Below are 24,778 nucleotides of genomic sequence, written 5' to 3'. Positions count from 1 at the left end.
TGGAAGGAGCCGGAAGATGAGCTTGAGAAATATCAATATCGCGCCCAGGGCAGCCTTGGGCTTTGGTCTGGTGGCCCTGCTGGTGTTTGCTCTTGGCGTATTTGCCTTGATGCAGATGACCAGCATGCGCCAGCAGTCCGAGCAGGTTGACAGCAACTGGCTGCCCAGTGTCATTGCCGTAGGGCAGATGACTCAGGACACCATGCGCATCCGTGCCTTGACCTTGCGCTTGCTGATCAACCGCGATCCGCAATCGCTGCAGCAAAACAAGGCGCGCATCGAAGAAATAAAAGCCGGTCTAAGCAAAGCGCAGCAGCAGTACCAGGCGCTGATTGTTCTACCGCAAGAGCAAGTGCTGTTTGATCGCTACTTGAAGACGGAGCAGCAGTACTTGGGACTGCAGGCCCAGGTTACTCAGCTGTCCCAGGAGGGGCAGGTCGAGGCAGCAGTTGCTGTGGTCAATGGTGAAATGAACCAGTTGGCCGACCAGCTTGCCGCCACGCTCAACGAGTTGATCGCACTCAATAATCATCACGCCAATAACGCTACCGATCTCGCCGAGGCGGTGTACCAACGTGCCTGGATCTGGGTGGTTTGCCTGTTGCTGGCGGCCTTGGTAATGACGGTGCTCCTGGCGCTGACCCTGACCCGCAGTATCGTCCGGCCCTTGGCCCAGTCACTGCAGGTGGCTGAGGTGGTGGCCACGGGCGACCTGACGCCGCAGATTGCGGTACAGGGCAAGGACGAGCCGGCGCGCCTGCTGGCGGCCCTCAAGCAAATGCAGCAAAGCCTGCGCGAGACCATTGGGCGCATTTCTGATTCGTCGAATCAGTTGGCCTCGGCATCTGAGGAGCTCAGCGCAGTGACCGAAGATGCCACTCGCGGCTTGATGCAGCAGAGCCAGGAGATCGAACAGGCGGCTACCGCAGTTAACCAGATGACCACCGCGGTGGAGGAGGTGGCAAGCAATGCTGTGGCCACTTCCGAAGCGTCCCGTGAGTCGGACCGGATTGCTCGCCAGGGCCGAGAGCAGGTGCGTTTGACCGTGGCCTCGATCGAGTCGCTGGCGGCCGGGGTGACGTCCAATGCGGAGGAGGTTGGGCAGCTGGCGCAACAGGTGCACGGCATTACCAAAGTGCTGGATGTGATCGGCTCGATTGCCGAGCAGACCAACCTGCTGGCCCTCAATGCCGCAATCGAGGCAGCCCGGGCGGGAGACGCCGGGCGTGGCTTTGCCGTTGTTGCCGATGAAGTACGGGCGCTGGCGCATCGCACGCAGCAGTCGACGCGGGAAATTGAGCAGATGATCAATGGTATCCAGCAGGGCACAGACCGGGCTGTGGAAGGTATGCAGCAGAGCAACGAGCGTGCCCGCAGTACCCTGGATGGGGCGCATGCGGCGGGGGCGGCGTTGGAGGAAATCGCCACGGCCATCAGCTTGATCAACGAGCGTAATTTGGTGATCGCCAGTGCGTCCGAGCAGCAGGCACAGGTGGCGCGAGAGGTAGACCGCAACCTGACCAACATTCGTGACCTGGCGCTGCAAACGTCTGCGGGGGCAAACCAGACCAATGCCGCGAGTCAGGCGTTGTCGCAGTTGGCGATTGATCTGAATGGCCTGGTAGGCAGGTTCTCGGTGTAGCTGTGCAACTGCAATAGGCTGACTTGGCCTGCTGTAGCCGCTGCCGCCAGGCTGCGATCGGGCGTGCAGCGGCCGCTATTGCGGTCCCTCGCGGCGGCTGGATGGCGACTGCTTCGCAGCCGATCGCAGCCTGACGGCAGCGGCTACGGATCAATTGCAGGTACACACAAAAACGCCCCGAACCAGTCGGGGCGTTTTCAGTGTAAGAGGCTAACCCTTACTTGCCTTCCCAGCGCTTGAGCACCAGGGTGGCGTTGGTGCCACCGAAACCGAAGCTGTTGCTCATCACGGTGTCGATCTTGGCGTTTTCCTGGGTTTTGGTCAGGATTGGCATATCGGCAACGGCGGGGTCCAGCTCGTCGATGTTGGCGGAGCCGGCAATGAAGTTGCCTTCCATCATCAGCATGCAGTAGATCGCTTCGTGAACGCCTGCGGCGCCCAGCGAGTGACCGGACAGGCTCTTGGTCGAGCTGATGGCTGGCGCCTTGTCACCGAACACTTCACGAACACCCTTGATCTCAGCAACGTCGCCCACTGGGGTCGAGGTGCCGTGGGTGTTCAGGTAGTCGATCGGTGCATCAACGGTCGACATGGCCATCTGCATGCAGCGGATGGCGCCTTCGCCGCTTGGCGCGACCATGTCGTAGCCATCGGAAGTAGCACCGTAGCCAACGATCTCGGCGTAGATTTTTGCGCCGCGGGCCAGGGCGTGTTCCAGCTCTTCAACCACGACCATGCCGCCACCACCGGCGATGACAAAACCGTCACGGTCATTGTCGTAAGCACGGGAGGCTTTTTCTGGAGTGTCGTTGCGCTTGCTGGACAGGGCGCCCATGGCGTCGAACAGGAACGACTGGCTCCAATGTTCTTCTTCACCGCCACCGGCGAAGACGATGTCCTGCTTGCCCATCTGGATCTGTTCCATCGCGGTACCGATGCAGTGTGCACTGGTGGCGCACGCCGAAGCGATGGAGTAGTTCAGGCCCTTGATCTTGAACGGGGTGGCCAGGCACGCCGAGACGGTGCTGCTCATGGTCCGGGTGACGCGGTACGGGCCCACGCGCTTGACGCCTTTTTCGCGCAGGATGTCCAGCGCTTCCATCTGGTTCAGGGTCGACGCGCCGCCGCTGCCTGCGATCAGGCCGGTGCGCGGGTTGGACACCTGTTCTTCGGTCAGGCCCGAATCCTTGATCGCGTCGGCCATTGCCAGGTAGGCATAGGCGGCGGCGTGACCGACGAAACGGAAGACCTTGCGGTCGATCAGTTCTTCGAGGTTGAGGTCAATGGAGCCGGAAACCTGGCTACGCAGACCCATTTCGGCATATTCCGGGTTGAATCGGATGCCAGGGCGGCTTGCACGCAGGTTGGCGGAGACGGTCTCTTTGTCATTGCCCAGGCACGATACGATGCCCAGACCAGTGATAACGACGCGGCGCATGCGGATAACCCTTAGAAGTTGTCAGTGGAGGTGAATACGCCGACCCGAAGGCCTTCGGCGGTGTAGATCTCGCGACCGTCGACACTGACCGAGCCATCTGCGATGGCCATGTTCAGCTTGCCCTTCAGGACGCGCTTGATGTGAATGTTGTACGTGACTTTCTTGGCCGTTGGCAGGACCTGGCCGAAGAACTTCACTTCGCCCGAACCCAGGGCACGTCCACGGCCTGGCAGGCCTTGCCAGCCGAGGAAGAAGCCGACCAGTTGCCACATGGCATCAAGGCCCAGGCAGCCCGGCATCACCGGATCACCTTCGAAGTGACAGGCGAAGAACCACAGGTCCGGGGTGATATCCAGCTCGGCGACCAATTCACCTTTGCCGTACTTGCCACCCTCTTCGCTGATATGGGTGATGCGATCCACCATCAGCATGTTCGGGGCGGGCAGTTGCGCGTTACCTGGGCCGAACAGCTCACCGCGACTGCAGCGCAGCAGGTCTTCCCGAGTAAAGGCGTTTTGTTTGGTCATGCGAGCTCCTCAATAGTCCCCGTGCGGCAGGGGGCAAATCTTCCCGGCCGACCCAAAACGCGTGTGTTTGGGGCGGCAGCCTACACATAGACTATTGCGTTGTAGTGAAAGTCACAGCGCACGGGGCAAAGAAGTACACTTGTGCACTGAAATTTTATTTTCAGGCTTTCCAACCAGCCTGTCCAGTTCCTAAGACTGCCGCAATTTCACATTAATCGCCAGTCGCAGCTGACTGACCGGGTAGCCAACGCTGCAGAATTTGCTGCAGATCAGTGCGTTTGAATGGCTTGGCCAGGTAATCATTCATCCCCGCATTGAGGCAGCGCTCGCGATCACCCTGCAGTGCATTGGCGGTCAGGGCGATAATCGGCATGGCGGCTGCCTGCGGGAGTTGGCGGATGCGCCGGGTGGCTTCATAGCCATCGATGATCGGCAGCCGGCAGTCCATCAAGGTGACAGCAAAGCGCTGGTGGGCAACCTGGGCCACTGCCTGGGCGCCGTCCACGGCAATATGCACTTCGAATCCCAGGCTGCGCAACATGGCTTCGATCACGGTCTGATTCACCGGGTTGTCTTCCACCAGCAAGACCCGCCGGCCTTGGCCTTCTTCATCCGGCGTGGTGTGCTGGCTCGGCAAGCGTGGCATTTGCTGGAGTGACAACGCCAACGGCATCTCCAGGGTAAAGGTCGAACCCTGACCTTCGTGGCTCTCTCCGCGCAAAGTGCCGCCCATGCGTTCGGCCAGGGTACGGGCAATCGACAGGCCCAGCCCGGTGCCGCCATAGCGGCGAGAAATTGAGCTGTCAGCTTGCTGGAAGGCGACGAACATGGTTTCCAGGCGCTCATTGTCGATGCCGATACCGGTGTCGTGAACTGCACAGGTGAACCAGATCAATTGACGGTCGAGTACTTGCCAGCGTGGCGCAACGCGCACGCTACCGTGCTCGGTGAACTTCAGCGCATTGCCTACCAGATTGAGCAGAACCTGGCGGATCCGCGTCGGGTCGCCAGTGACCTGCAATTGCTCCATGCCGGGCGGCAACTGCAGTTGTAGGCTCAGACCGCGCTGGGCGGCCAGGTGATGGAAGGACTGCACGCAACTGCCAATCAGCTCGGCAAGGTTGAAATCGATATGTTCCAGTTCCAGGTGGGTGCGCTCGATCCGCGAGAAATCGAGAATGTCGTTGATCACCTTGAGCAGGTGGCCGGTCGATTCACTGGCCACGGCAGTGTATTCGGTCTGTTCTTCGCTCAAGGTAGTGGTTTCGAGTAACTGCAGCATGCCCAGAACGCCGTTCATCGGTGTGCGCAGTTCGTGGCTCATCATCGCCAGGAAGTCGGACTTGGCCCGGTTGGCCTGCTCAGCCTCCTCGCGGGCCTGGATCAGTTGCGACATCGCCTGCTGCTGTTCATGGCTGGCCTGCGCCAGGGCGCGGGCGAGGTTATTGATGTGCCGGGCCAAGTGGCCCAGTTCACTGTCGTCGACCACGGGCAAGGGGGCATTGAAGTCGCCTTGTTGTATGGCTTTTACGGCATAGCCCATATCACTGATCGGCTTGGCCAGGCTCCTGGCCAGTCGGCGGGCCAGAAGAAAAGTGAAGAGCAGGGCGAACAGGGCGAGGATCGCGGCCTTGATCACGATTTCTTTCTGGCGCTCGCTAAATGCATCATTGGACATACCGACGATAACCCGCCCCAGGTAGTCGTCTCCGATGTTTTTCAGCGGTTGCTTACTATTGTGAAGGAAGTCGTTGTCCAGGCGGATCTGCTGCAGGCGGATGGGGGCCTGGAACACTTCGACCTGTTGGGCACGGTTGTCGTGCTCATCCGGCTGCTCGACGTACACCAGAATATGGTTGCTGCTGTCCTGAACTTCGAGGAAGCGTACATGAGGGATGCTCAAGGTCGCGCGCATCAGACTTTCCAGAACTTCGTCGTTTCCGGCGATCACCCCGTACTCCGATGCCGGCGCCAGCTGGTTGGCGATCAGTTGACCGGTGTGATTGAGCTCCTGGCGCAAGTCCTGGATGCGCACGAAGGTAAAGAAGCTGATCAGCAGCAAGGTCAGCAACAAGGCCGGCCCCAGACTGATGATCTGTGTGCGGGTATGGATGTCCCAGCTCAGGCGACGCCTCATGGTCTGCGTTCTCCTTCGGCCAGCGTCAGGGCGGCGCGTTTGGCGTCGATGGATTCGATGCCCAAGGCGCGGGCAACCTGCTGGTTGCCGACGACACTGAAATGTTCGGGGTACAGCGCGCGCGGCCATTTGTTAGGCGATTGGTCGAGCAGGCGATCGAGCACGGCCAACCAGTCGTCCTGATTGCTCAAGGTGCTGGCCAGGGCGCCTGCTCGGACGAAACCGGCATTGGGGCCAATCAAGGCTTTCTGTTGCCCGTAACTGCTGAGCAACAGGTTTTTCGCCGTCTTGGAGTTGTACAACTGGGGATCGTCGATACCCAGTAGTACATCGCTGTTTTGCAGCAAGGTCTGCAAGGGGCGGCTGTCGCGCAGATCTGGCCAGGCTTCGGCGATGATCTCAAGGCCCATGGGCTTGGCGGCGCGGCGCAACTCTTCGACCAGAAAGTAGCTGTGTTCGGTGTAGAGCACGCCAACCCGCCGGGCTTCAGGCAGTAGATAGCGGGTCAGGCGCAACTGACGGTCCACAGGGGGATCGCTCCACAGCAGGCTCAAGTAAGTCGGGCGCAGTTGCCCCAGACGCTGTTCTGCTTGCACGCGGCTGACGCGCAAGGCCAGCGCCGCAGGGCCGGCAGTTTCACTCAAGCGCCATTCCAGGCTGGCGCTGTCGAGCAGGATCAGGCGAACGGCCGGATTGAGCTGCGAGGGGCGCTTCAGCTCGGTCACCGGCACGAAGTGAACGGTGTCGCCAGGGCGGCGTTCGCGCAGCGCCTGGGCGAACTGCTCGACACCGGGACTGTCCTGGCTGCCGGTGAGCAGGATTTCACTGGCCGACAGCCCGCTCAAGGGCCACAAGCAGACCAGTAGCAACCAGCACCGCAACACGCGCATCAGAATTCCAGCTCCGCACTGAAGTACAGGACGTGGCGACTGTCATAGCGGTTGTCGGGGAAGGTGGAGGGCTCGTCGTCCAGGCGTTGCTGCAGGAGCGCCGCCAGTTCAAGTTGGGTGCGATCCCAGTGCAAGTGCTTGGCCACGCGCAGGTCCACGCGTTCAAAGCGATACTGGTTCAATTCATCGTCACCGTAGTAGAACAAAGCGCTGGACCAGCCTTGACCCCAGTCGCGCAACCAGCCGGCTGAACCACTGTTGTGAGCACTCAAGCGCCGATCAGCCGGGTTGCTGGCCCAGGCATCGACGTGGGCGTAGGTCACGCGCAGGCGATCGGCCGGACTCAGGCGCCAGTCCAGCTGCGTTTCAGTGCCGCTGAAGCGTGCTTTATTGCTGTTGCTGGCGATGTATTGGTTGTTGCGCAGTGGTTCGCTGATCATGCCGGTGATTTCGTCGTAGAACAGCTTGAGGTCAACGCTTACGTCGGCGTCGGCGAAGTAACCGTTATAGCCCAGTTCCCGCGAACGCATCCGCTCCTGTTCCAGGTCACCTGGCCCACGGGTCTTGACGAAGTATTGGGCGCTGCGCTGGCCGAACGCGCCCGGGGTCAGGTTGTTGACCCGATAGCTCCAATTGACGTTGTTCTCGAACATGTCTGGTGAGCGCACTGCTTCGGAGTACACAGCACGCAAACCGTGGCGTGGAGTGATCAGGTAGTTCACCGCCAGGCGTGGGGTAAGCGAGCTGCCCGAAAGTCGTGCATCTTCGTACATGGCCCCGCCCTGGATAATCCAGTGCTCATCGGCACGCCACTCCAGGTGGCCGAACAGGCGCCAGGTGCTGTCGTCCAGTCTGCCATTGAAGAACGTCTGTGAATCAGCGCGGTCGTAACGGAAGTTGGCGCCAGTGACCAGGCGCAGGCTGTCGAACAGGCTCAGAGTGTCCTGCAGTTCCAGGTCGTAGCGCGTTTCCCGGGTGCTCTGGTCAATATCGCCGCAGACCTGGCTGGAGCCACCGCTGCGCCACTGTTGTTGCACCTGACGGCCCAGGGTCTGTTCTTGAGCTGTGCCAGAGGGAAGCGGCGAGAGAATATGGCGCGCCACTTGTTCGGCGTAATTGGGGTTGAGCTGCCACAGGCGGGTCAGCTCCGGGCTGAACGATAGCGCCGCATCGCAGGCGCGCCAGACCTGTTGACGATCCCAGTGTTGAGCCGAGCCTTGTAGGTACACGCTGTGGTCGGGGCTCAGGTCGATGTTCCAGCGCAGCGAGCCGGCATAGTCCTTGGCCTTGGTGTCGGCATTGTTGCCATTGGCGGTGACGCCGTAGAACACCGGCTTGTAGGTATAGGGGCGCTGATCGCTGCCTTCTTTGGCGGCCAACTGCCAATCCAGGCTCTGGTTGCTTGCCAGGGTTTGGCTGACACTCAGGTTCAGGCGGTTGAGCCGACGGCTGTCGCGGTAATCCTGGCCGGTGCGGGTTTCATCGAAGCCGTCATCCTGCATGCCGGAAAGCGACAGACGCAGGTCGCCGCCCTCCCAGCCACTGCCTTGGCTGGCGTACCAATCATTGATGCCGCGCTGGCCGCGGGTGACTTTCAGGCGCGTGCCATGGCTGTCGACTGGTTTGCGCGTGAGGATGTTGACCACCGCCATCAGCGCGTTGGCGCCATAACTGACGGTGTTGGGGCCGCGGAACACTTCGATGCGCTCGATGTCTTCCATGGCCAGGGGGATGTCGCTCCAGTCCACCGTGGCCAAGCCTGCACGATACACCGAGCGGCCGTCGATCAGTACCTGCATGCGCCGGGCATCATTGACGTTGCTGCCGTGGTAATTGACCGTGGGCTGGTTACCGGCGCCATAGCCGATCATCATGCCTGGAACCAGGCGCAGCAACTCGGGAATGTCGCGGGCGCCGCTGGCGCGAATCAATGCGCTGTCGAGCACGGTCATGCTCCCGGGCACGGCTGCCGGAGACTGTTTGAGCCGAGTCGCGGTAAGTACCTGGGGTAGCGATTGGCTGTCAACGAACAAGTCGTCTGCCAGGGTGTGTCCGCCGAGAAACGCAGTCAACAACAGGAGTGGTCGGGAAGTAGGAGGGCCAAATGACACGGCGCGGCCTTGGTATCGGGTTCAAACCGGCCATGTTAACCGAGTGGCCAGCATTTTTCAGTGCTGCACAGGGCAATCCCAGCTCAATTCGCTGATCTGGCGCTGGCTCTGTCACGGGCGCTCCGTATAATGCGCACATCGCCACTTAAATTGGTTTTAACGGATTGGATATGACTGAACAGCAGCCTGTTGCAGTTCTGGGAGGTGGGAGTTTCGGCACTGCCGTGGCGAACCTGCTGGCGGAAAACGGCGTTGGCGTACGGCAATGGATGCGCGATCCCGAGCAGGCAGAAGCCATGCGCAGCAACCGGGAAAACCCACGTTATCTTAAAGGCGTGAAGATCCATCCAGGCGTTGAGCCGGTCAATGACCTGTTAGCGACCCTGCAGGATTGCGAGCTGATCTTTGTTGCCTTGCCATCGAGCGCCCTACGCAGTGTATTGGCGCCTCATGCGCAATTGTTGCGCGGCAAGATGCTGGTCAGCCTGACCAAGGGCATCGAAGCGCAAAGCTTCAAGTTGATGAGCCAGATCCTCGAAGAAATCGCTCCACAGGCACGCATTGGCGTGCTTTCGGGGCCCAATCTGGCCCGTGAAGTGGCTGAGCATGCGTTGACCGCCACGGTGGTCGCCAGTGAGGACGAAGCGCTCTGCCAGCGGGTGCAAGCAGTACTGCACGGGCGCACCTTCCGCGTCTACGCCAGCAGCGACCGTTTCGGTGTCGAGCTGGGCGGGGCGTTGAAAAACGTCTACGCGATCATTGCCGGCATGGCTGTAGCCCTGGGCATGGGCGAAAACACCAAGAGCATGCTGATTACGCGAGCACTGGCGGAAATGACCCGCTTCGCCGTCAGCCAAGGCGCTAACCCGATGACCTTTCTCGGTCTGGCCGGCGTCGGCGACCTGATCGTGACCTGTTCCTCGCCCAAGAGCCGCAACTACCAGGTCGGTCATGCCCTGGGGCAGGGCTTGAGTCTGGAAGAGGCGGTCAACCGCTTGGGCGAGGTGGCCGAAGGCGTCAACACGCTCAAAGTGCTGAAGGTCAAGGCTCAGGAAGTGCAGGTCTACATGCCGTTGGTTGCGGGTTTGCACGCCATTCTTTTCGAAGGGCGCACGTTGAATCAGGTGATTGAGCTGTTGATGCGCGCCGAGCCGAAAACTGATGTCGACTTTATCTCCACCAGCGGTTTCAACTGAGTACAGGAGCAAGACATGAATCAATCCCCGAACCAGGCGCAACGTGAGTCGATCATCTTCCGTGTGTTGTGGATGCTGATATTCCTGGTGGTCTGGCAACTGGCCGAGCTACTGCTCGGTGGCCTGGTGCTGGTGCAATTGATCTACCGCCTGATCTACGGCGCACCGAGTGCTGGCCTGATGAACTTTGGCGACAGCTTGAGCCAGTTTCTGGCGCAGATTGGTCGCTTCGGCTGCTTCCACAGTGATCAGAAACCCTGGCCGTTCGCCGATTGGCCAACGCCGCGCGCCCCAGAGGGTGAAGCTGCCCATAGCGTGCCGCCTGCCGCACATCCGGTTCGCGATGAGGAGCCCAAACTGTGAAACTCTGGGTCCTGCGTCACGGCGAAGCGGAGCCTCGCGCCCGTACGGACGCAGAACGCAAACTGACGCCTCACGGGCGTGAGCAGGTGTTGCGCAGCGCTGGGCTGTTGCTCGGTACACCGCTGCAGGTGATCCTCGCCAGCCCGTATGTGCGCGCCCAGCAGACCGCAGGGTTGGTGCACGAAGCGCTAGGATTCAACCAGCCAGTACAGACAGTCGCCTGGTTGACACCGGACTCCAATCCCCAGGAGGTTATCGCCGAGTTGGATAAGCTGGGCCTGGAACAGGTGCTGCTGGTTAGCCACCAGCCGCTGGTGGGCAACCTGGTCGGCCTGTTGCAACAGGGGCACCTGCGTCAGCCAACACCGATGACCACCGCCAGCCTGGCCGAACTCGAAGGTGACTGGCCGCTGGCCGGGCTGATGACCTTGCGCAACCTTTCTCACCCCTGAGCCTGGGGCGCTCTTCACAGCAGGCCACTGATCGACCTGGTCTTTTTTTCAGTTGTCGATCACTGGCCGGCTTGTTAGCGTTCGCCACAGTCGTGGGCAAGGTGGCCCTGGGGATCCGGCAATGAGCAGTACATATCCGCAATTGGCCTATTCGGCTGACCTGAAATCGACGCTGGATAAGGTTCAGAGTGACCAGGTGTTAGGGTTTGCCGAGTACCGCCTGCTTCAAGACAGCGCCGACGCCAAATTGGAATACCTGCTACGCCGGTACGAAGGTCAGTACGAGCTGGAACAATTGCGCCAGACGGGCATACGCATGGCTCACCTGTTGCAAAGCAGTTGCCTGGCCTTGCGCAAGCTGGATCTCGATGCCGAAGACAAGCGCCGCGCCCGTGAGGCCCTGGAACATCAACTGGCGTCTATCCACGCGTGCCTGCGTCGTTCCATGGCCAGTTTTGGCGAGTATTGACCTGATTGCCCTTGCTGATGGCTTTTCCGAACATTGCTGGTTAACCGCCGCATGCCGACAATGTGTCATCACTCCCCTAGGAACCGGCGGCCATGTCGCAGCAGATCTTCTTCGCCCATGCCAACGGCTTTCCTTCCGGGACCTATGGCAAGCTCTTCGCCGCGCTGGCGCCTGATTATCAGGTCTTTCACCTGCCGCAGCATGCCCACGACCCGCGTTTTCCAGTCAATGACAATTGGCAAAACCTGGTGGATGAGCTGATTCATCACTTGCAACAACAGCCAGGGCCGGTCTGGGGGGTGGGGCACTCACTCGGTGGTGTACTGCACCTGCATGCAGCACTGCGCTGTCCTCAGTATTACCGCGGTGTGATCATGCTTGACTCACCGGTGCTCACCCGGCTCGACCAGTGGCTGATTCAGGCGGCCAAACGCATGGGCTTCATCGACCGAATCACACCGGCCGGGCGGACGTTGGGGCGCCGCGAAGCGTTTACCGACCGTGACAGTGCCCGGGCCTATTTCGCCGGCAAGTCGCTGTTCCGACATTTTGACCCTGAATGTCTGGACGCTTACCTTGAGCATGGCTTGCAGGCAACTCATGACGGTTTGCGGTTGCGCTTCGACCCGGCGACGGAAATCAGTATCTACCGCAGCCTGCCGCACACTCGGCCAGCGCCGGCCCAGCGCCTTGAGCTGCCGTTGGCCATGGTTCGTGGCAGCACAAGTGGGGTGGTCAAGCGCCATCATGCCCGAGCAGTACTTAGCTTGCCCCGAGGGGAGTACCACAGCTTGCCGGGTGGTCACATGTTTCCGCTGGAACGGCCCACCGACACCGCCAGCTTGATCAAGGGGTTGTTTGATCGCTGGCAGCAGGGGCCGGCATGAGCACAGAAATGGAAGAAATCCGCCTGAACCTTGGCCATATCGAACTGGCCGCTCACCTGTTTGGCCCAGCCGATGGGCTGCCGGTGATTGCCTTGCACGGCTGGCTGGACAACGCCAACAGTTTTGCCCGGCTGGCCCCGAAACTGCCAGGGCTACGTATCCTGGCCCTGGACCTGGCTGGCCATGGTCATTCCGAGCACCGACCGGCGGGCGCTGGCTATGCCTTATGGGATTACGCTCATGATGTACTGCGCGTGGCCGAGCAATTGGGCTGGGCGCGTTTTGCCCTGCTTGGCCATTCACTGGGGGCGATCATTTCGATTGTGCTGGCCGGTTCGCTGCCCGAACGCATCACACGCTTGGCGCTGATAGATGGAGTGATTCCGCCCACCGGTGGCCCTCAAGATGCCGCTGAACGCATGGGCATGGCATTGCAGGCACAGTTGCGCCTGGACAATAAACGCAAGGCCGTGCATCCAACGGTTGATCAAGCAGTGGACGCGCGGATGAAGGGGGTGGTCGCGGTCAGCCGCGAAGCCGCCGAACTGCTCGCCCAGCGTGGCCTGATGCCGGTACCCGGCGGCTACACCTGGCGTAGCGACAGTCGCTTGACCTTGCCGTCGCCCACGCGTTTAAGTGAAAGCCAAGCGCTGAGTTTCGTTCAGCGCATCGAGTGTCCGGCGCACTTGGTGGTCGCCGCCGACGGTATGTTGGTCCGCCACAAGGCGTTGCTTGAGCAGCTACCCTTTGGCCAGACCTTGTTGCCGGGCGGTCATCACCTGCATGTGAATGACGAAAAGGGTGCAACCCTTGTTGCAGACTGTTTCAATCGCTTTTTTAGCATTTCTTGACTTGCGGCGGGCAACTGTCGAGGCTTGGCGGGTTGAACAGGGAGACAACCATGAACAAGCAAGACAACGTTTCACCCATATTCAGCCTTGGCGCCCCGTGCGGCGTGGCCTGCCAATGAGTATCAAACGCTATAAGCAAGCAGCGGCGGCAGGTTTGGCCGTGCTGTTCAGTGCCCCTCTGCTGGCCGAGGGGCTGCCAGTGCCGGTCGATGCCAAAGTGGTGGTCGAGCGCAGCGCTGCCGACCAGGAGCGCATTTACCCGCTTGGCTCCTTGCGCAAGATCAGTGGTCAGTTGCGCGCCGAAGGCAAGATTGAAAGCCGTGGTCTGATCAGTTCGGTCACCTACGAGTTACCGCCTGAGCGCAGCGCCAATGAAGCGTTTACTACTGCCCGCGAAGCCCTGCAGCAGGACGGCGGTTACCCATTGTTCTGGTGCCAAGCCCGCGATTGTGGCGAAAACAGCCTGTGGGCCAATGAGGTCTTCAAGAACTCCCGGCTTGGTGGTGCCGACGATCAGCAGGCTTTCATTCTCCTGCGGCGCTCCGCCGAGCAGAACAATACCCTGGTTGCTCTCTACAGCATTACCCGCGGCAACAAGCGCGCTTATCTGCATGTAGAAGAATTTGTCGCCGACAAGCCGCTGGGCGAAGTCCTGCCAACCCCCGCTACGGTGCTGCGCGAGCTGCGGGACACCGGCAAGCTCGACTACCCTGATCTGGTGGGTGAACCCCTGCCGGCCTGGGTGACCTTGCTTGGGCGCAGCCTGAATCTGGACAGCACCCTGCGCGTGAGCTTGAGCGGGGCTCAGGCCGAGGCCTGGCGCGAACAGCTGGGCAAGGCCGGCGTGCGCCTGGCGCGGCTGGAAGTGGGTGATGCCAAGACCGACGGTTTTCACGTCGAATTGATTCGTTGAACGAGATGCGCATGCCCAACAATGACCGCTTGCTGGTACAGATCATTCTCCTCGCTCTGCTAGGGGCCGGCCTTTGGGTCATGGCCCCGTTCATGTCGGCGCTGCTCTGGGGGGCCATCCTGGCCTATGCCAGTTGGCCGCTGATGCGCCTGCTGACCCGACTGCTGGGCGGTCGCGAAACCCTTGCTGCCGGGTTGTTGACCACGTTGTGGATTCTGTTGGTGGCCCTGCCGCTGGTCTGGCTGGGCTTCAACCTCGCCGATCACATCCGTGACGCCACCGCATTCGTGCGTGACGTCCAGGTTGGCGGTCTACCGGATGCGCCAGACTGGCTGGGTAGCGTGCCGCTGGTGGGCGAGCGCCTGGTACGCATGTGGGACACAATCGACCAGCAGGGTGCGGCCTTGCTGACCACGATCAAGCCCTATCTGGGTCAGGTCGGAAACTGGTTCCTGGCACGCAGTGCGCAGATCGGCAGTGGTATGCTTGAACTGACCTTGAGCCTGGTCTTCGTGTTCTTTTTCTACCGCGACGGTCCGCGCTTGTCGGCGTTTGTCCTGCGCTTGCTGGATCGCCTGATTGGCGAGCGTGCCGAGTATTACCTGGAGCTGGTTGCCGGTACGGTACAGCGGGTGGTCAATGGCGTGATCGGTACGGCGGCGGCCCAGGCCGTCCTGGCGATGATCGGTTTTTTCATCGCGGGTGTGCCAGGGGCGCTGGTGCTGGGTATTGTCACCTTCATGCTCAGCCTGATCCCCATGGGGCCGCCACTGGCCTGGGTTCCGGCCACTGTCTGGCTGGCCTGGCAGGGCGAATACGGCATGGCGGTGTTTCTCGGGATCTGGGGCACGTTCATCATCAGTGGTGTCGACAACGTGCTAAAACCTTACCTGATCAGTCGCGGTGGCAACCTGCCGCTGGTGATCGTGTTGCTGGGGGTGTTTGGCGGTTTGCTGGCCTTCGGCTTCATTGGCCTGTTCATTGGCCCAACCCTGTTGGCGGTCGCTTATAGCCTGCTGCTGGATTGGTCACGCAGCGAGCCGGTGGCGCCGCCGCGTCCCTGACAGAGCAGCGCAGGTTCAGCCCTGGGGGGCGGTGTTCTTGACCACCGCCAGCTCAGGGTGAGCCACCAGTTTGTCGATGTGCAATTCGTCGTTGTTCATCCAGGTTTCACTTAGTACCCGGTAGTGCTCCATGTCGCGGCAGCGCATACGCAGGCTGTAGTCGAAATGACCGCTGATCAATTGGCAATCGAAGACCTGCGGGCAGGCGCGCATGCAGGCTTCGAAGGCCTTTTGCGCCGCGCGTCCGCTCTGGTTGGACAGGGCCACCAGGACCAGCAGTGACAACCCGGGCGAAATCCGCTGCTCATCAATGATCGCGCTGTAGCCGCGGATCACGCCGCGCCGTTCCAGCTTGCGCACGCGCTCAAGGCAGGGGCGGGGGGTGAGATGTACCAGTGAAGAAAGCTTTTCATAGGTGATGCGCCCGTTGTGGCGCAAAACCTCGATAATGGCTTCGTCGATGCGGTCCAGGGCTGGCTCGGTTTGTGGGCTATTAACCTTGGTGTCCATACAGGTTCGGCTTCACTTAAAACGGTTGATGTCCTGAACATGGTACGACCTTCCTTGGTCACCGTCTGTATCACGTTCAGCCAGCTAACCCCGCTTTGCTTCAGGCGCGCTTTTTCTGCATGCTGGCCAGTGGCTGGCGTAGCAGGGCGTACAGGTCCTTGGGGTCATCAAGTTGGGGAACCAGGCCAAGCTCATGGCCGATGCCCAGTGCCTTGGCCGTATCAAGTACATAGCGCAGCGCTGAATAATCTTCCAGGGCGAAGCCAACCGAGTCGAACAGGGTCACTTGAGCGGCATGTTCGCGGCCAGGTGCCCGGCCGCTGACCACTTGCCAGAACTCAGTGGTCGGCGAGTCGGCGGGCATCTGCTGAATCTCGCCTTCGACCCGGCTCTGCGGTTCATATTCGACGATCACCCGGGCGCGCTCGACAATGTCGCGGTGCAGTTCGGTCTTACCAGGGCAGTCGCCGCCCACCGCGTTGAGGTGCATGCCGGGCTCGATCATCTCTGGGGTGAGAATGGTGGCAAAGGCCTTGTCGGCGGTGACTGTAGTGACGATGTCGGCGCCACGTACCGCTTCGGCAACCGAGCCGGCAATCGTTACCCGCAGCTGCGGGAAGGCGCTGAGGTTGGCCACAAGCTTGGCGCTGGCGTTGGGGTCAAGGTCGTACAGACGGATTTCTTCGATCCCCAGCAAGGTGTGAAAGGCCAGGGCCTGGAATTCACTTTGCGAGCCATTGCCGATCAGCGCCATGCACCGGCTGTCCGGGCGCGCCAGGTAACGGGCGGCCAGGGCCGAGGTGGCAGCGGTGCGGATGGCGGTGGTCAGGGTCATTTCACTGAGCAGCACCGGAGCGCCTGTGTCGACATCGCCCAAGGCGCCGAAGGCCATGACCGTGAGCATGCCGCGCTGGGTATTCTTCGGGTGGCCGTTGACGTACTTGAAGGCGTACAGGTTGCTGTCGGATACCGGCATTAGCTCAATCACGCCATCGGGCGAGTGGTTGGCAAGGCGTGGGCATTTTTCGAAGTCGTGCCAGCGCAGGTAGTCTTCACGAATGTACTCGGCCATTTCGCTGATGCAGGTGCTCAGGCCTTTGCGGGCAACCAGGCGACGCAAGTCAGTCACATCGATATAGCGGGTCATGATCAACTCCTTTGTTATGGGCTCCGAGGCACGAATCCGGGGCAGTGCATCTATTGTCGATGCGCTGGCGCAGATATCTCGGCTGAAGCGCGCTCCCTGCTCAGCCGCTTAAGCTGAAATGCACGGTTTGACAGCGGAATCGGCTGTATACCTTCAGTGTAAGCCGGGATCTTCACACGTCTGGGGGCAGCTGTCGGTTTGCTCCTGGGCATGCAAGCGCTTGTACAGCGTGGTGCGACTGATGCCCAGGTCGCGGGCTAACGCCGAAACATTGCCGTTGAGGGCTTGCAGACGCCGGTTGAGATCGCGTTGATCAGGCGCAAGGGGCGGGGAAGGCTGGCTTGCTTGAACGGTAGGCAGTTCGCTGAAGAAACTGTCCGGTAAGTGTTCAAGGGCAATAGGGTGCGGGCCGGCCAGGGCCAGAGCGACCTGCAACGTGCTGGCAAGCTGGCGCAGGTTGCCCGGCCAGGGGTGCTGCAACAGCAGTTGCAGCACGTTGTGGTCCAGCTGTGGCGGCGCTTCGGCGTCGCGGTAGTGTTGGTGGATTTGCTCGATTAGTGCCAAGCGATCGCTGCGTTCGCGCAACGGTGGCAAGCTCAGGCTGAGCCCGGCAATCCGGTAGTAAAGGTCCTGACGGAATCGGCCCTGGCGCACCCGTTCAGGCAGATCCTGGTGTGTGGCCGAGATGACCCGGACGTTGACGGCTACCGTCTCACCACTGCCCAGCGGCTGAATGTTACGGGTCTGCAGGAACCGCAGCAGGCGCGCCTGGGTCGCCAGCGGCATGTCACCGATTTCGTCGAGAAAAACGATGCCCTGATCGGCCTTACGGATCAGGCCGAGGTTACCCTTGTGGTGGGCACCGGTAAACGCACCTTTCTCATAACCGAACAGTTCCGATTCCACCAGCTCCGTTGGGATCGCTGCGCAGTTCACCGCGATCAGCGGCTGATTGCGACGGCTGCTGGCTTCATGCAGGGCTTTGACGAAGACCTCCTTGCCGACCCCGGTCTCACCGTGGATCAACACCGGGACGTCTTTTTCCAGCAGCAACTGAGCCTGGCGCAGCGCCTTAGTAATGCGTGGGTCGCAGTCGGCTGGCGGGCACCGCGCTGCGGCGGGCAAGGGGCTGGCCAGAGGCTCATGCAGCAGGCAGTGAAAGCGATTGCGCCCGGCCACCTGCACGGCAAAGGCTTGACCTGCGGGATGCTTCAATAACGCCGGGAGTGGCGTCTGGAGCAGTTGTTCCAGAGACTGCTGCAAAGCGACTTGCCCCAGCAAACTGTCAGCCCGACGGTTGGCGGCAAGGATCCGCCCACGATCATCGAACAGGAGCAAACCGGCCCACTGGCTGTCGAGGTTGTTTGCATCGGTGTTGAAACTCAATTGGCGGTACTGCCCGGCGTAACGGGCCATGATCAGGCGGTTTTCCAGGCTCTGGCTCATCATCCGCACCAGGCCCAGGGTTTGCGAGGCCGGCAGGTAACTGTCGCTGGAAACATCGAGCACGCCGATCAGGCGTCGTTGTGCGTCGAACAGCGGTGCGGCGGCGCTGGCCATGTAGCGGTTGAGCTTGAGGAAATGTTCATCCTGACCAACATGCACAGCCTGCGCGCAGGCCAGGGCAGTGCCAATGGCATTGGTGCCGACGCCCTGTTCCAGCCAGCGGGCACCCACGCTAAAGCCCTGTTGTTGGCGCGGGTCGATAAATCGTCGAGTGCCCCAGGTTTCCAGGAGCTGGCCCTGATCATCACTGAGCATGATCAGGTAACTGGAGTTGCCGAGCAGGTGACTGAATTGCGGCATCACTTCGTCGCGTGTGGTGCGCAACAAGGCTTGCTGGCGTTCGAGCAATTCGCTTAGGCGCACGCCTGACAGCTCCCCGAAGTCGGGTGCTGACTGATGTTCAAGGCCAAAGTCGCGGCAACGCGCCCAGGAGGCCTGGATCAGTTGGGCATGGGATGCACTGGAAGCAGCCATGAGCCTTCCCTCTGCCGGGGCAGTATTGTTTTTGTGTGCTCCAGTGTTGTTCAGTCCTGTTCATTGTCAATGCCGGGGCTGTTCAAGTGTTCAGCTGTTGTTGTTCATTTTTGTTCAGGCGCGATTCGGTACCTGCCACAGCAGTAGAAAAAACAGCACGACGACAACAACTTAGCGATCACTGCCGGTGCTGGCATGAATCTGGCTCTACAGCCAGAGCCTGTCATTCACAATAATCAGGGCCACCCATGTCGCTTACGCTGGAGCACGTCAGCCGCACCGTCGACAGCCAGCGCTGGATTGTCGATGCCAGCCTCAGTTTCGAGCCGGGCTCGTTCAATGTCCTGCTTGGCCGCACGCTGTCCGGCAAGACCAGCCTGATGCGACTGATGGCGGGCCTGGATCGTCCCGATCAGGGCCGGGTGCTGATGAATGGGGAAGATGTCACTGGGCGACCGGTGCGCCAGCGCAACGTATCGATGGTCTATCAGCAGTTCATCAATTACCCGATGTTCAGCGTGTTCGAAAATATTGCTTCGCCACTGCGCCAGGCAGGCGTCAGCGAAGAGGAGATTCGTCACAAGGTTCATCAAACCGCGCAGATGTTACGTATTGAGCCCTTTCTGCAACGCTTGCCGCTGGAGCTGTCCGGGGGGCAGCAGCAACGCACGGCGATGGCCCGGGCTTTGGTCAAGGATGCAGAACTGATCCTGTTCGACGAGCCCTTGGTAAACCTGGATTACAAGCTGCGTGAAGAACTGCGTCAGGAGATGCGCGAGCTGTTTGCGTCGCGCCATTGTATTGCGGTGTATGCCACCACTGAGCCGAACGAGGCATTGGCCTTGGGCGGCACCACGACGATCCTTCATGAAGGCACCATCGTGCAAAGCGGGGCCACCGCGCAGGTCTATCACCAGCCGCGCACAGTGCTGGCGGCAGAGTTGTTTTCTGAGCCCCCGATCAACTTGATCCCCGGGCGTATCAACGGCAATGAAGTGAGTTTCGCTGGTGCCGTGCACTTCGCCATGAACGCTGACCTGCGCCGAATCGATGATGGCGAATACCGCTTTGGCGTGCGTCCCAGTCATATCAGCCTGGTGCCATCGAATGACGACGATCTGGAGCTGGCGGTGCTGGTGGAACTGGCGGAAATCAGCGGCTCGGAAACCTTCCTGCACGTGCGCAATGAGCACTTTCGCATCATCCTGCATCTGCCCGGTGTGCACGAATATCACGTCGATGCGCCAATTCGGGTGTTTATTCCCACCCACAAGCTGTTCGTCTTCGACAGCGCCGGACAGTTGGTGCAGGCGCCGGGCGCGCGTGAAGCGAGGGTTGCCTGATGGCCGAGATTCGCCTGCAGCAATTGGCCCACAGTTATAGCTCAAACCCCGCCGGTACCGATGACTATGCCTTGCGCGAGTTGGACCATGTCTGGGCCCAAGGCGGCGCCTATGCCTTGCTCGGGCCTTCGGGCTGCGGCAAGTCGACTTTGCTTAATATCATTTCCGGCCTACTCAATCCCTCCCACGGTGAGGTGCTGTTCGATGGCCGGGTGGTCAATGAGTTGTCGCCGCAAGCACGCAATATCGCCCAGGTTTTTCAATTTCCAGTGGTCTACGACACCATGACGGTGTTCGATAATCTGGCTTTTCCCTTGCGTAACCAAGGCCTGGATGAGGCGCGGGTACGTCGCAAGGTTGAGGAAATCGCTGAAGTACTTGATCTCGGTCCGGTGCTCAAAAGAAAGGCGCGCAACCTCAGCGCTGACGAAAAGCAGAAGGTCTCTATGGGCCGTGGGCTGGTGCGTGATGATGTCTCGGCGATCCTCTTCGATGAGCCGCTGACAGTGATCGACCCGCACCTGAAGTGGAAGCTTCGGCGCAAGCTCAAGCAGATCCACGAGCAGTTCAATATCACCATGATCTATGTCACTCACGACCAGTTGGAGGCCTCGACCTTCGCTGACAAGATCGCGGTGATGTACGGCGGACAGATCGTTCAGTTCGGCACCCCGCGGGAGTTGTTCGAGCGTCCACGGCATACCTTTGTCGGCTATTTCATCGGCAGCCCCGGCATGAACCTGATTGACGTGCAAGCGCAGCCGGGCGGTGTCGGGTTTAGCACCGTGCACCTGCCGCTGCCCGAGCAACTGCAAGCGCGTCTGGCCAGCCTGCCGGCGTCGCGCTTGCAGGTCGGTATCCGTCCGGAATTCATCCAGGTGCGTGAGGCGCCGTTTGACGATGCTTTGACTGCCCGAGTGGTGGATGTCGAAGACTTGGGAACATACAGGATCCTGACCCTGGACCTTGGTGGCGCGCCGCTCAAGGTGCGCCTTGGCGAAGACCGTGCAGTGCCACAGGAGCATGCCTGGATCAGCTTTCCGGCGCAGTGGTTAATGCTCTATGCCGACGACGTGCTGCTGGAGTTCGAACCGTGAACAAGGTGCCCAACAACAAGGCTTGGTGGCTGGTGCTGCCGGTGTTCCTGCTGGTGGCCTTCAGCGCTGTGATCCCGATGATGACCGTGGTCAATTACTCGGTACAGGATATTTTCGACCAGTCCAGCCGCTACTTCGTCGGTGCCGACTGGTATCGCCAGGTGCTGCAGGATCCGCGTCTGCACGACTCCTTGCTGCGCCAGTTCATCTATTCCGCTTGTGTATTGTTGGTCGAGATTCCGTTGGGCATCGCCATCGCCCTGACCATGCCGAGCAAAGGACGCTGGTCGTCGTTGTGTTTGATCGTCATGGCTATTCCATTGTTGATTCCATGGAACGTGGTCGGCACGATCTGGCAGATTTTCGGCCGCGCGGACATCGGCTTGCTCGGTGCGTCGTTGAATCAGCTGGGCATCAACTACAACTATGCGGCCAATACCATGGATGCCTGGGTCACGGTGCTGGTGATGGATGTCTGGCATTGGACCTCGTTGGTGGCGTTGCTGTGTTACTCGGGGCTCAGAGCGATCCCGGATGCCTACTACCAGGCTGCGCGCATCGATCGCGCGTCGGCCTGGGCGGTGTTCCGCCACATCCAGTTGCCGAAGATGAAGAACGTACTTCTGATCGCGGTGATGCTGCGCTTTATGGACAGCTTCATGATCTATACCGAGCCCTTTGTATTGACGGGCGGTGGGCCGGGCAACGCCACCACCTTCCTCAGCCAGACCCTGACCCAGATGGCGGTAGGGCAGTTCGACCTGGGCCCGGCGGCGGCGTTCTCGCTGGTGTACTTCCTGATCATCCTGCTGGTCTCCTGGCTGTTCTACACCGCCATGACCCATACCGATAAAGACTAGGGGGTGGCAATGAACCTGCGCAAGACGCTGCCCTTGCTGCTCTATATCCTGTTTTTGCTGGTGCCGATCTATTGGCTGCTGAACATGTCGTTCAAGAGCAACAACGAAATTCTCGGCGGTCTGACCCTGTGGCCGCAGGATTTCACCTTCGATAACTACCGGGTGATCTTCACTGACCCGAGTTGGTACAACGGCTATATCAACTCGTTGTACTACGTGTGCCTGAACACAGTGATTTCCCTGAGTGTGGCGCTGCCCGCCGCCTATGCGTTCTCACGTTACCGCTTTCTCGGTGATAAGCACCTGTTTTTCTGGCTGCTGACCAACCGCATGGCGCCGCCAGCCGTGTTTCTGCTGCCATTCTTTCAGTTGTATTCGTCCATCGGCCTGTTTGATACGCACATTGCCGTGGCCCTGGCCCACTGTCTGTTCAACGTGCCGTTGGCGGTGTGGATCCTGGAAGGCTTCATGTCCGGGGTGCCGAAGGAAATTGATGAAACGGCCTACATTGATGGCTACAGCTTCCCGCGCTTTTTCGTGAAGATTTTCGTACCACTGATTGGTTCGGGCATCGGCGTTACGGCGTTTTTCTGCTTCATGTTTTCCTGGGTCGAGCTGTTGCTGGCGCGCACCCTGACCTCAGTCAATGCCAAGCCTATTGCCGCCGTGATGACCCGCACGGTGTCGGCCTCGGGGATCGATTGGGGGGTCTTGGCCGCTGCCGGGGTGCTGACCATATTGCCGGGCATGTTGGTGATCTGGTTTGTCCGTAACCATGTGGCCAAGGGCTTTGCCCTGGGCCGGGTTTGAGGAGGCGCGCAATGGACTGGATGGCCTGGACCCTGCCGACCGCCGTGTTTTTCAGCGGCATTGGCCTGCTGCTGGTGGCGATGACCGTGTATGAATTGCGCCGTCCCTGTGTCGAGCGTCGCGGCTTCTTGCCGATTGCCACCACCCGTGGTGATCGGTTGTTCATCGGACTTCTGGCCAGCGCTTACGTGCATCTGCTGGTGATTGGGGTCAGCGATTGGGATCTGTGGGTGGCCTCGCTGCTCTCGGTGGTGTGGCTGTTGATGGTGATGCGCTGGGGTTAGCCGAGCAGGTTCGGTCAGGCTCCATGGGAAAAATCAATCGGGAGATCACGATGTTCGACAACAATAAGAACCGGCGACATTTGACCCTGGCCGCCTTGCTCGTGCTCGGCAGCTTCCACGCCAGCGCCTGGGCCGACGCCTACGAAGACGCGGCGAAGAAATGGATCGGCAGTGAGTTCAAGCCGTCGACCCTGACCCCAGAGCAGCAGCTTGAGGAATTGAAGTGGTTCATCAAAGCCGCGGAGCCGTTTCGTGGGATGAAGATCAATGTGGTGTCGGAAACAATCGCCACCCACGAATATGAATCCAAGGTACTGGCCAAGGCGTTCAGCGAAATCACTGGGATAAAACTGACCCACGACCTGCTTCAGGAAGGCGATGTGGTGGAAAAACTGCAGACGCAGATGCAGTCGGACAAGAACATCTATGACGGCTGGGTCAACGACTCGGACCTGATCGGTACGCACTTTCGTTATGGCAAGACGCAATCCATTACTGATCTGATGGCCAATGAGGGCAAGGACTACACCTCGCCGACCCTGGACCTGAAGGACTTTATCGGTCTCTCCTTCACCACCGCGCCGGACGGCAAGGTGTATCAGTTGCCCGACCAGCAATTCGCCAACCTTTACTGGTTTCGCGCCGACTGGTTCGATCGCCCGGACCTCAAAGCCAAATTCAAGGAAAAGTACGGTTACGACCTGGGTGTGCCGGTTAACTGGTCGGCCTATGAAGACATCGCCAAGTTCTTCAGTGAGGACGTCAAAGAGATTGACGGTAAGCGCGTCTATGGCCACATGGACTATGGCAAGAAAGACCCGTCGCTGGGTTGGCGCTTCACCGATGCCTGGTTCTCCATGGCCGGTGGCGGCGACAAAGGCTTGCCCAATGGTTTGCCGGTGGATGAGTGGGGCATTCGCGTGGAGGATTGTCACCCGGTCGGCTCCAGCGTCACCCGGGGTGGCGACACCAATGGTCCAGCTGCGGTCTATGCGACACAGAAATACGTCGACTGGATGCGCGCCTATGCGCCGCCGGAAGCCCAGGGCATGACATTTTCCGAGTCGGGCCCGGTGCCGTCTCAGGGCAACATTGCTCAGCAGATCTTCTGGTACACCGCGTTTACCGCAGACATGACCAAGCCGGGCTTGCCGGTGATGAATGCCGATGGCACGCCGAAATGGCGTATGGCGCCGTCACCCAAAGGCCCGTACTGGGAAGAGGGCATGAAACTGGGCTACCAGGATGCCGGCTCCTGGACCTTCCTCAAATCGACCCCGGAAAAACAGCGTCTGGCAGCCTGGCTGTATGCCCAGTTCGTCACCTCGAAGACGGTTTCGCTGAAAAAGACCATCGTCGGCCTGACCCCGATCCGCGAGTCGGACATCAACTCCCAGGCCATGACGGACCTTGCGCCCAAGCTCGGAGGGCTGGTGGAGTTCTACCGCAGCCCAGCACGGGTGCAATGGACCCCGACCGGCACCAACGTGCCTGACTATCCGCGCCTGGCTCAGCTGTGGTGGAGCCATATCGCCGAAGCGGCCAGCGGTGAGAAGACGCCGCAAGAGGCACTGGATGGACTGGCTCGTGATCAGGACAAGATTCTTGAGCGTTTGGAGCGTTCCAAGGCCCAGGCTACCTGTGCGCCGAAGCTGAACAAGGAACGCGATGCGCAATACTGGTTTGACCAGCCGGGCGCACCGAAACCGAAGCTGGCCAATGAGAAACCCAAAGGGGAGACGGTCAGCTATAGCGAGCTGCTCAAATCCTGGGAGGCGGCGCGCAAGTAGCACCAGGCGGCCTGCAA

General features: G+C 60.3%; 23 protein-coding genes. 15 read left to right on the top strand and 8 right to left on the bottom strand.

What is annotated here, in order from left to right; genetic code table 11:
• Positions 1–16 precede the first annotated feature (16 nt).
• A complete protein-coding gene (locus CX511_RS17860) occupies positions 17–1,642 on the top strand; it encodes a methyl-accepting chemotaxis protein (protein WP_045188741.1) in 1,626 nt (541 codons plus the stop codon).
• A 217-nt stretch (positions 1,643–1,859) separates the two neighbouring features.
• Here CX511_RS17860 and fabB read toward each other — a convergent pair whose 3' ends face one another.
• The 5 genes from fabB to CX511_RS17835 form a co-directional block, all read right to left on the bottom strand.
• Positions 1,860–3,080, bottom strand: coding sequence for a beta-ketoacyl-ACP synthase I (fabB, locus tag CX511_RS17855; protein WP_045188739.1), 1,221 nt, complete (start codon positions 3,078–3,080; stop codon positions 1,860–1,862).
• 11 nt (positions 3,081–3,091) lie between these two features.
• Entirely contained in the window at positions 3,092–3,607 is a 516-nt protein-coding gene (fabA, locus tag CX511_RS17850; RefSeq protein ID WP_011060067.1) for a 3-hydroxyacyl-[acyl-carrier-protein] dehydratase FabA, read from the bottom strand.
• 211 nt (positions 3,608–3,818) lie between these two features.
• Positions 3,819–5,744: a response regulator gene (locus CX511_RS17845; RefSeq protein WP_045188736.1), complete on the bottom strand. Its 1,926-nt coding sequence runs from the start codon at positions 5,742–5,744 to the stop codon at positions 3,819–3,821.
• Positions 5,741–6,637, bottom strand: a complete 897-nt coding sequence (locus CX511_RS17840; protein ID WP_101293142.1) for an ABC transporter substrate-binding protein — start codon at positions 6,635–6,637, stop codon at positions 5,741–5,743. The genes CX511_RS17845 and CX511_RS17840 overlap by 4 nt, the downstream gene beginning before the upstream one ends.
• Positions 6,634–8,745 carry a TonB-dependent receptor plug domain-containing protein gene (locus CX511_RS17835; protein ID WP_101293141.1) on the bottom strand — a complete coding sequence of 704 codons (2,112 nt, stop codon included), beginning with the start codon at positions 8,743–8,745 and terminating at the stop codon, positions 6,634–6,636. The genes CX511_RS17840 and CX511_RS17835 overlap by 4 nt, the downstream gene beginning before the upstream one ends.
• A gap of 170 nt (positions 8,746–8,915) precedes the next feature.
• On the opposite strand from CX511_RS17835, the gene CX511_RS17830 reads away from it, so the two are divergent.
• The 8 genes from CX511_RS17830 (at position 8,916) to CX511_RS17795 (ending at position 14,940) form a co-directional block, all read left to right on the top strand.
• On the top strand, positions 8,916–9,941 hold the full coding sequence (locus CX511_RS17830) for an NAD(P)H-dependent glycerol-3-phosphate dehydrogenase (RefSeq protein WP_045188732.1): 1,026 nt from the start codon (positions 8,916–8,918) through the stop codon (positions 9,939–9,941).
• Positions 9,942–9,956: 15 nt separating this feature from the next.
• A complete protein-coding gene (locus CX511_RS17825; RefSeq protein ID WP_101293140.1) occupies positions 9,957–10,304 on the top strand; it encodes a DUF4389 domain-containing protein in 348 nt (115 codons plus the stop codon).
• Positions 10,301–10,756 (top strand): phosphohistidine phosphatase SixA, encoded by a 456-nt coding sequence (gene sixA, locus CX511_RS17820; RefSeq protein ID WP_045188728.1) that lies wholly within the window; start codon positions 10,301–10,303, stop codon positions 10,754–10,756. Before CX511_RS17825 ends, sixA begins: the two co-directional genes overlap by 4 nt.
• Before the next feature lie 121 nt (positions 10,757–10,877).
• Positions 10,878–11,225 carry a hypothetical protein gene (locus CX511_RS17815; protein ID WP_045188726.1) on the top strand — a complete coding sequence of 116 codons (348 nt, stop codon included), beginning with the start codon at positions 10,878–10,880 and terminating at the stop codon, positions 11,223–11,225.
• 92 nt (positions 11,226–11,317) lie between these two features.
• Complete coding sequence (locus CX511_RS17810; protein WP_045188724.1) at positions 11,318–12,112, top strand: alpha/beta fold hydrolase; 795 nt, start codon at positions 11,318–11,320, stop codon at positions 12,110–12,112.
• A complete protein-coding gene (locus CX511_RS17805) occupies positions 12,109–12,963 on the top strand; it encodes an alpha/beta hydrolase (RefSeq protein WP_045188722.1) in 855 nt (284 codons plus the stop codon). The genes CX511_RS17810 and CX511_RS17805 overlap by 4 nt, the downstream gene beginning before the upstream one ends.
• Before the next feature lie 115 nt (positions 12,964–13,078).
• The gene (locus CX511_RS17800) at positions 13,079–13,876 is read left to right on the top strand and encodes a DUF4892 domain-containing protein (RefSeq protein WP_045188720.1); all 798 of its coding nucleotides are present in this window, start codon (positions 13,079–13,081) and stop codon (positions 13,874–13,876) included.
• Between the two features lie 11 nt (positions 13,877–13,887).
• The gene (locus CX511_RS17795; protein ID WP_045188719.1) at positions 13,888–14,940 is read left to right on the top strand and encodes an AI-2E family transporter; all 1,053 of its coding nucleotides are present in this window, start codon (positions 13,888–13,890) and stop codon (positions 14,938–14,940) included.
• Between the two features lie 15 nt (positions 14,941–14,955).
• Here CX511_RS17795 and CX511_RS17790 read toward each other — a convergent pair whose 3' ends face one another.
• From CX511_RS17790 to CX511_RS17780, 3 genes are all read right to left on the bottom strand, one after another.
• Positions 14,956–15,450: an Lrp/AsnC family transcriptional regulator gene (locus CX511_RS17790; RefSeq protein ID WP_045188718.1), complete on the bottom strand. Its 495-nt coding sequence runs from the start codon at positions 15,448–15,450 to the stop codon at positions 14,956–14,958.
• Between the two features lie 100 nt (positions 15,451–15,550).
• Positions 15,551–16,597 (bottom strand): ornithine cyclodeaminase, encoded by a 1,047-nt coding sequence (gene ocd, locus CX511_RS17785; RefSeq protein WP_101293139.1) that lies wholly within the window; start codon positions 16,595–16,597, stop codon positions 15,551–15,553.
• Positions 16,598–16,750: 153 nt separating this feature from the next.
• On the bottom strand, positions 16,751–18,577 hold the full coding sequence (locus CX511_RS17780; protein ID WP_101293138.1) for a sigma-54-dependent Fis family transcriptional regulator: 1,827 nt from the start codon (positions 18,575–18,577) through the stop codon (positions 16,751–16,753).
• A gap of 248 nt (positions 18,578–18,825) precedes the next feature.
• Between CX511_RS17780 and CX511_RS17775 the strand changes: the two genes are divergently transcribed.
• From CX511_RS17775 to CX511_RS17750, 6 genes are read left to right on the top strand one after another with little or no spacing between them, the layout of a single operon-like run.
• Complete coding sequence (locus CX511_RS17775) at positions 18,826–19,920, top strand: ABC transporter ATP-binding protein (protein ID WP_101293137.1); 1,095 nt, start codon at positions 18,826–18,828, stop codon at positions 19,918–19,920.
• Positions 19,920–21,017, top strand: coding sequence for an ABC transporter ATP-binding protein (locus CX511_RS17770; protein WP_101293136.1), 1,098 nt, complete (start codon positions 19,920–19,922; stop codon positions 21,015–21,017). The genes CX511_RS17775 and CX511_RS17770 overlap by 1 nt, the downstream gene beginning before the upstream one ends.
• Positions 21,014–21,877 (top strand): carbohydrate ABC transporter permease, encoded by an 864-nt coding sequence (locus CX511_RS17765; RefSeq protein ID WP_045188710.1) that lies wholly within the window; start codon positions 21,014–21,016, stop codon positions 21,875–21,877. Before CX511_RS17770 ends, CX511_RS17765 begins: the two co-directional genes overlap by 4 nt.
• A 9-nt stretch (positions 21,878–21,886) precedes the next feature.
• A complete protein-coding gene (locus tag CX511_RS17760) occupies positions 21,887–22,687 on the top strand; it encodes a carbohydrate ABC transporter permease (protein ID WP_045188707.1) in 801 nt (266 codons plus the stop codon).
• A gap of 11 nt (positions 22,688–22,698) precedes the next feature.
• Entirely contained in the window at positions 22,699–22,971 is a 273-nt protein-coding gene (locus tag CX511_RS17755) for a DUF2160 domain-containing protein (RefSeq protein ID WP_101293135.1), read from the top strand.
• Between the two features lie 50 nt (positions 22,972–23,021).
• A complete protein-coding gene (locus tag CX511_RS17750) occupies positions 23,022–24,761 on the top strand; it encodes an ABC transporter substrate-binding protein (RefSeq protein WP_101293134.1) in 1,740 nt (579 codons plus the stop codon).
• Positions 24,762–24,778: the final 17 nt, after the last annotated feature.

The sequence above is a fragment of the Pseudomonas sp. S06B 330 genome (assembly GCF_002845275.2).
In the GTDB taxonomy this organism is placed as follows: Bacteria; Pseudomonadota; Gammaproteobacteria; order Pseudomonadales; family Pseudomonadaceae; genus Aquipseudomonas.
Note: the sequence above shows the minus strand (reverse complement) of the source record. Positions and strands in the feature narration are given on the sequence as shown.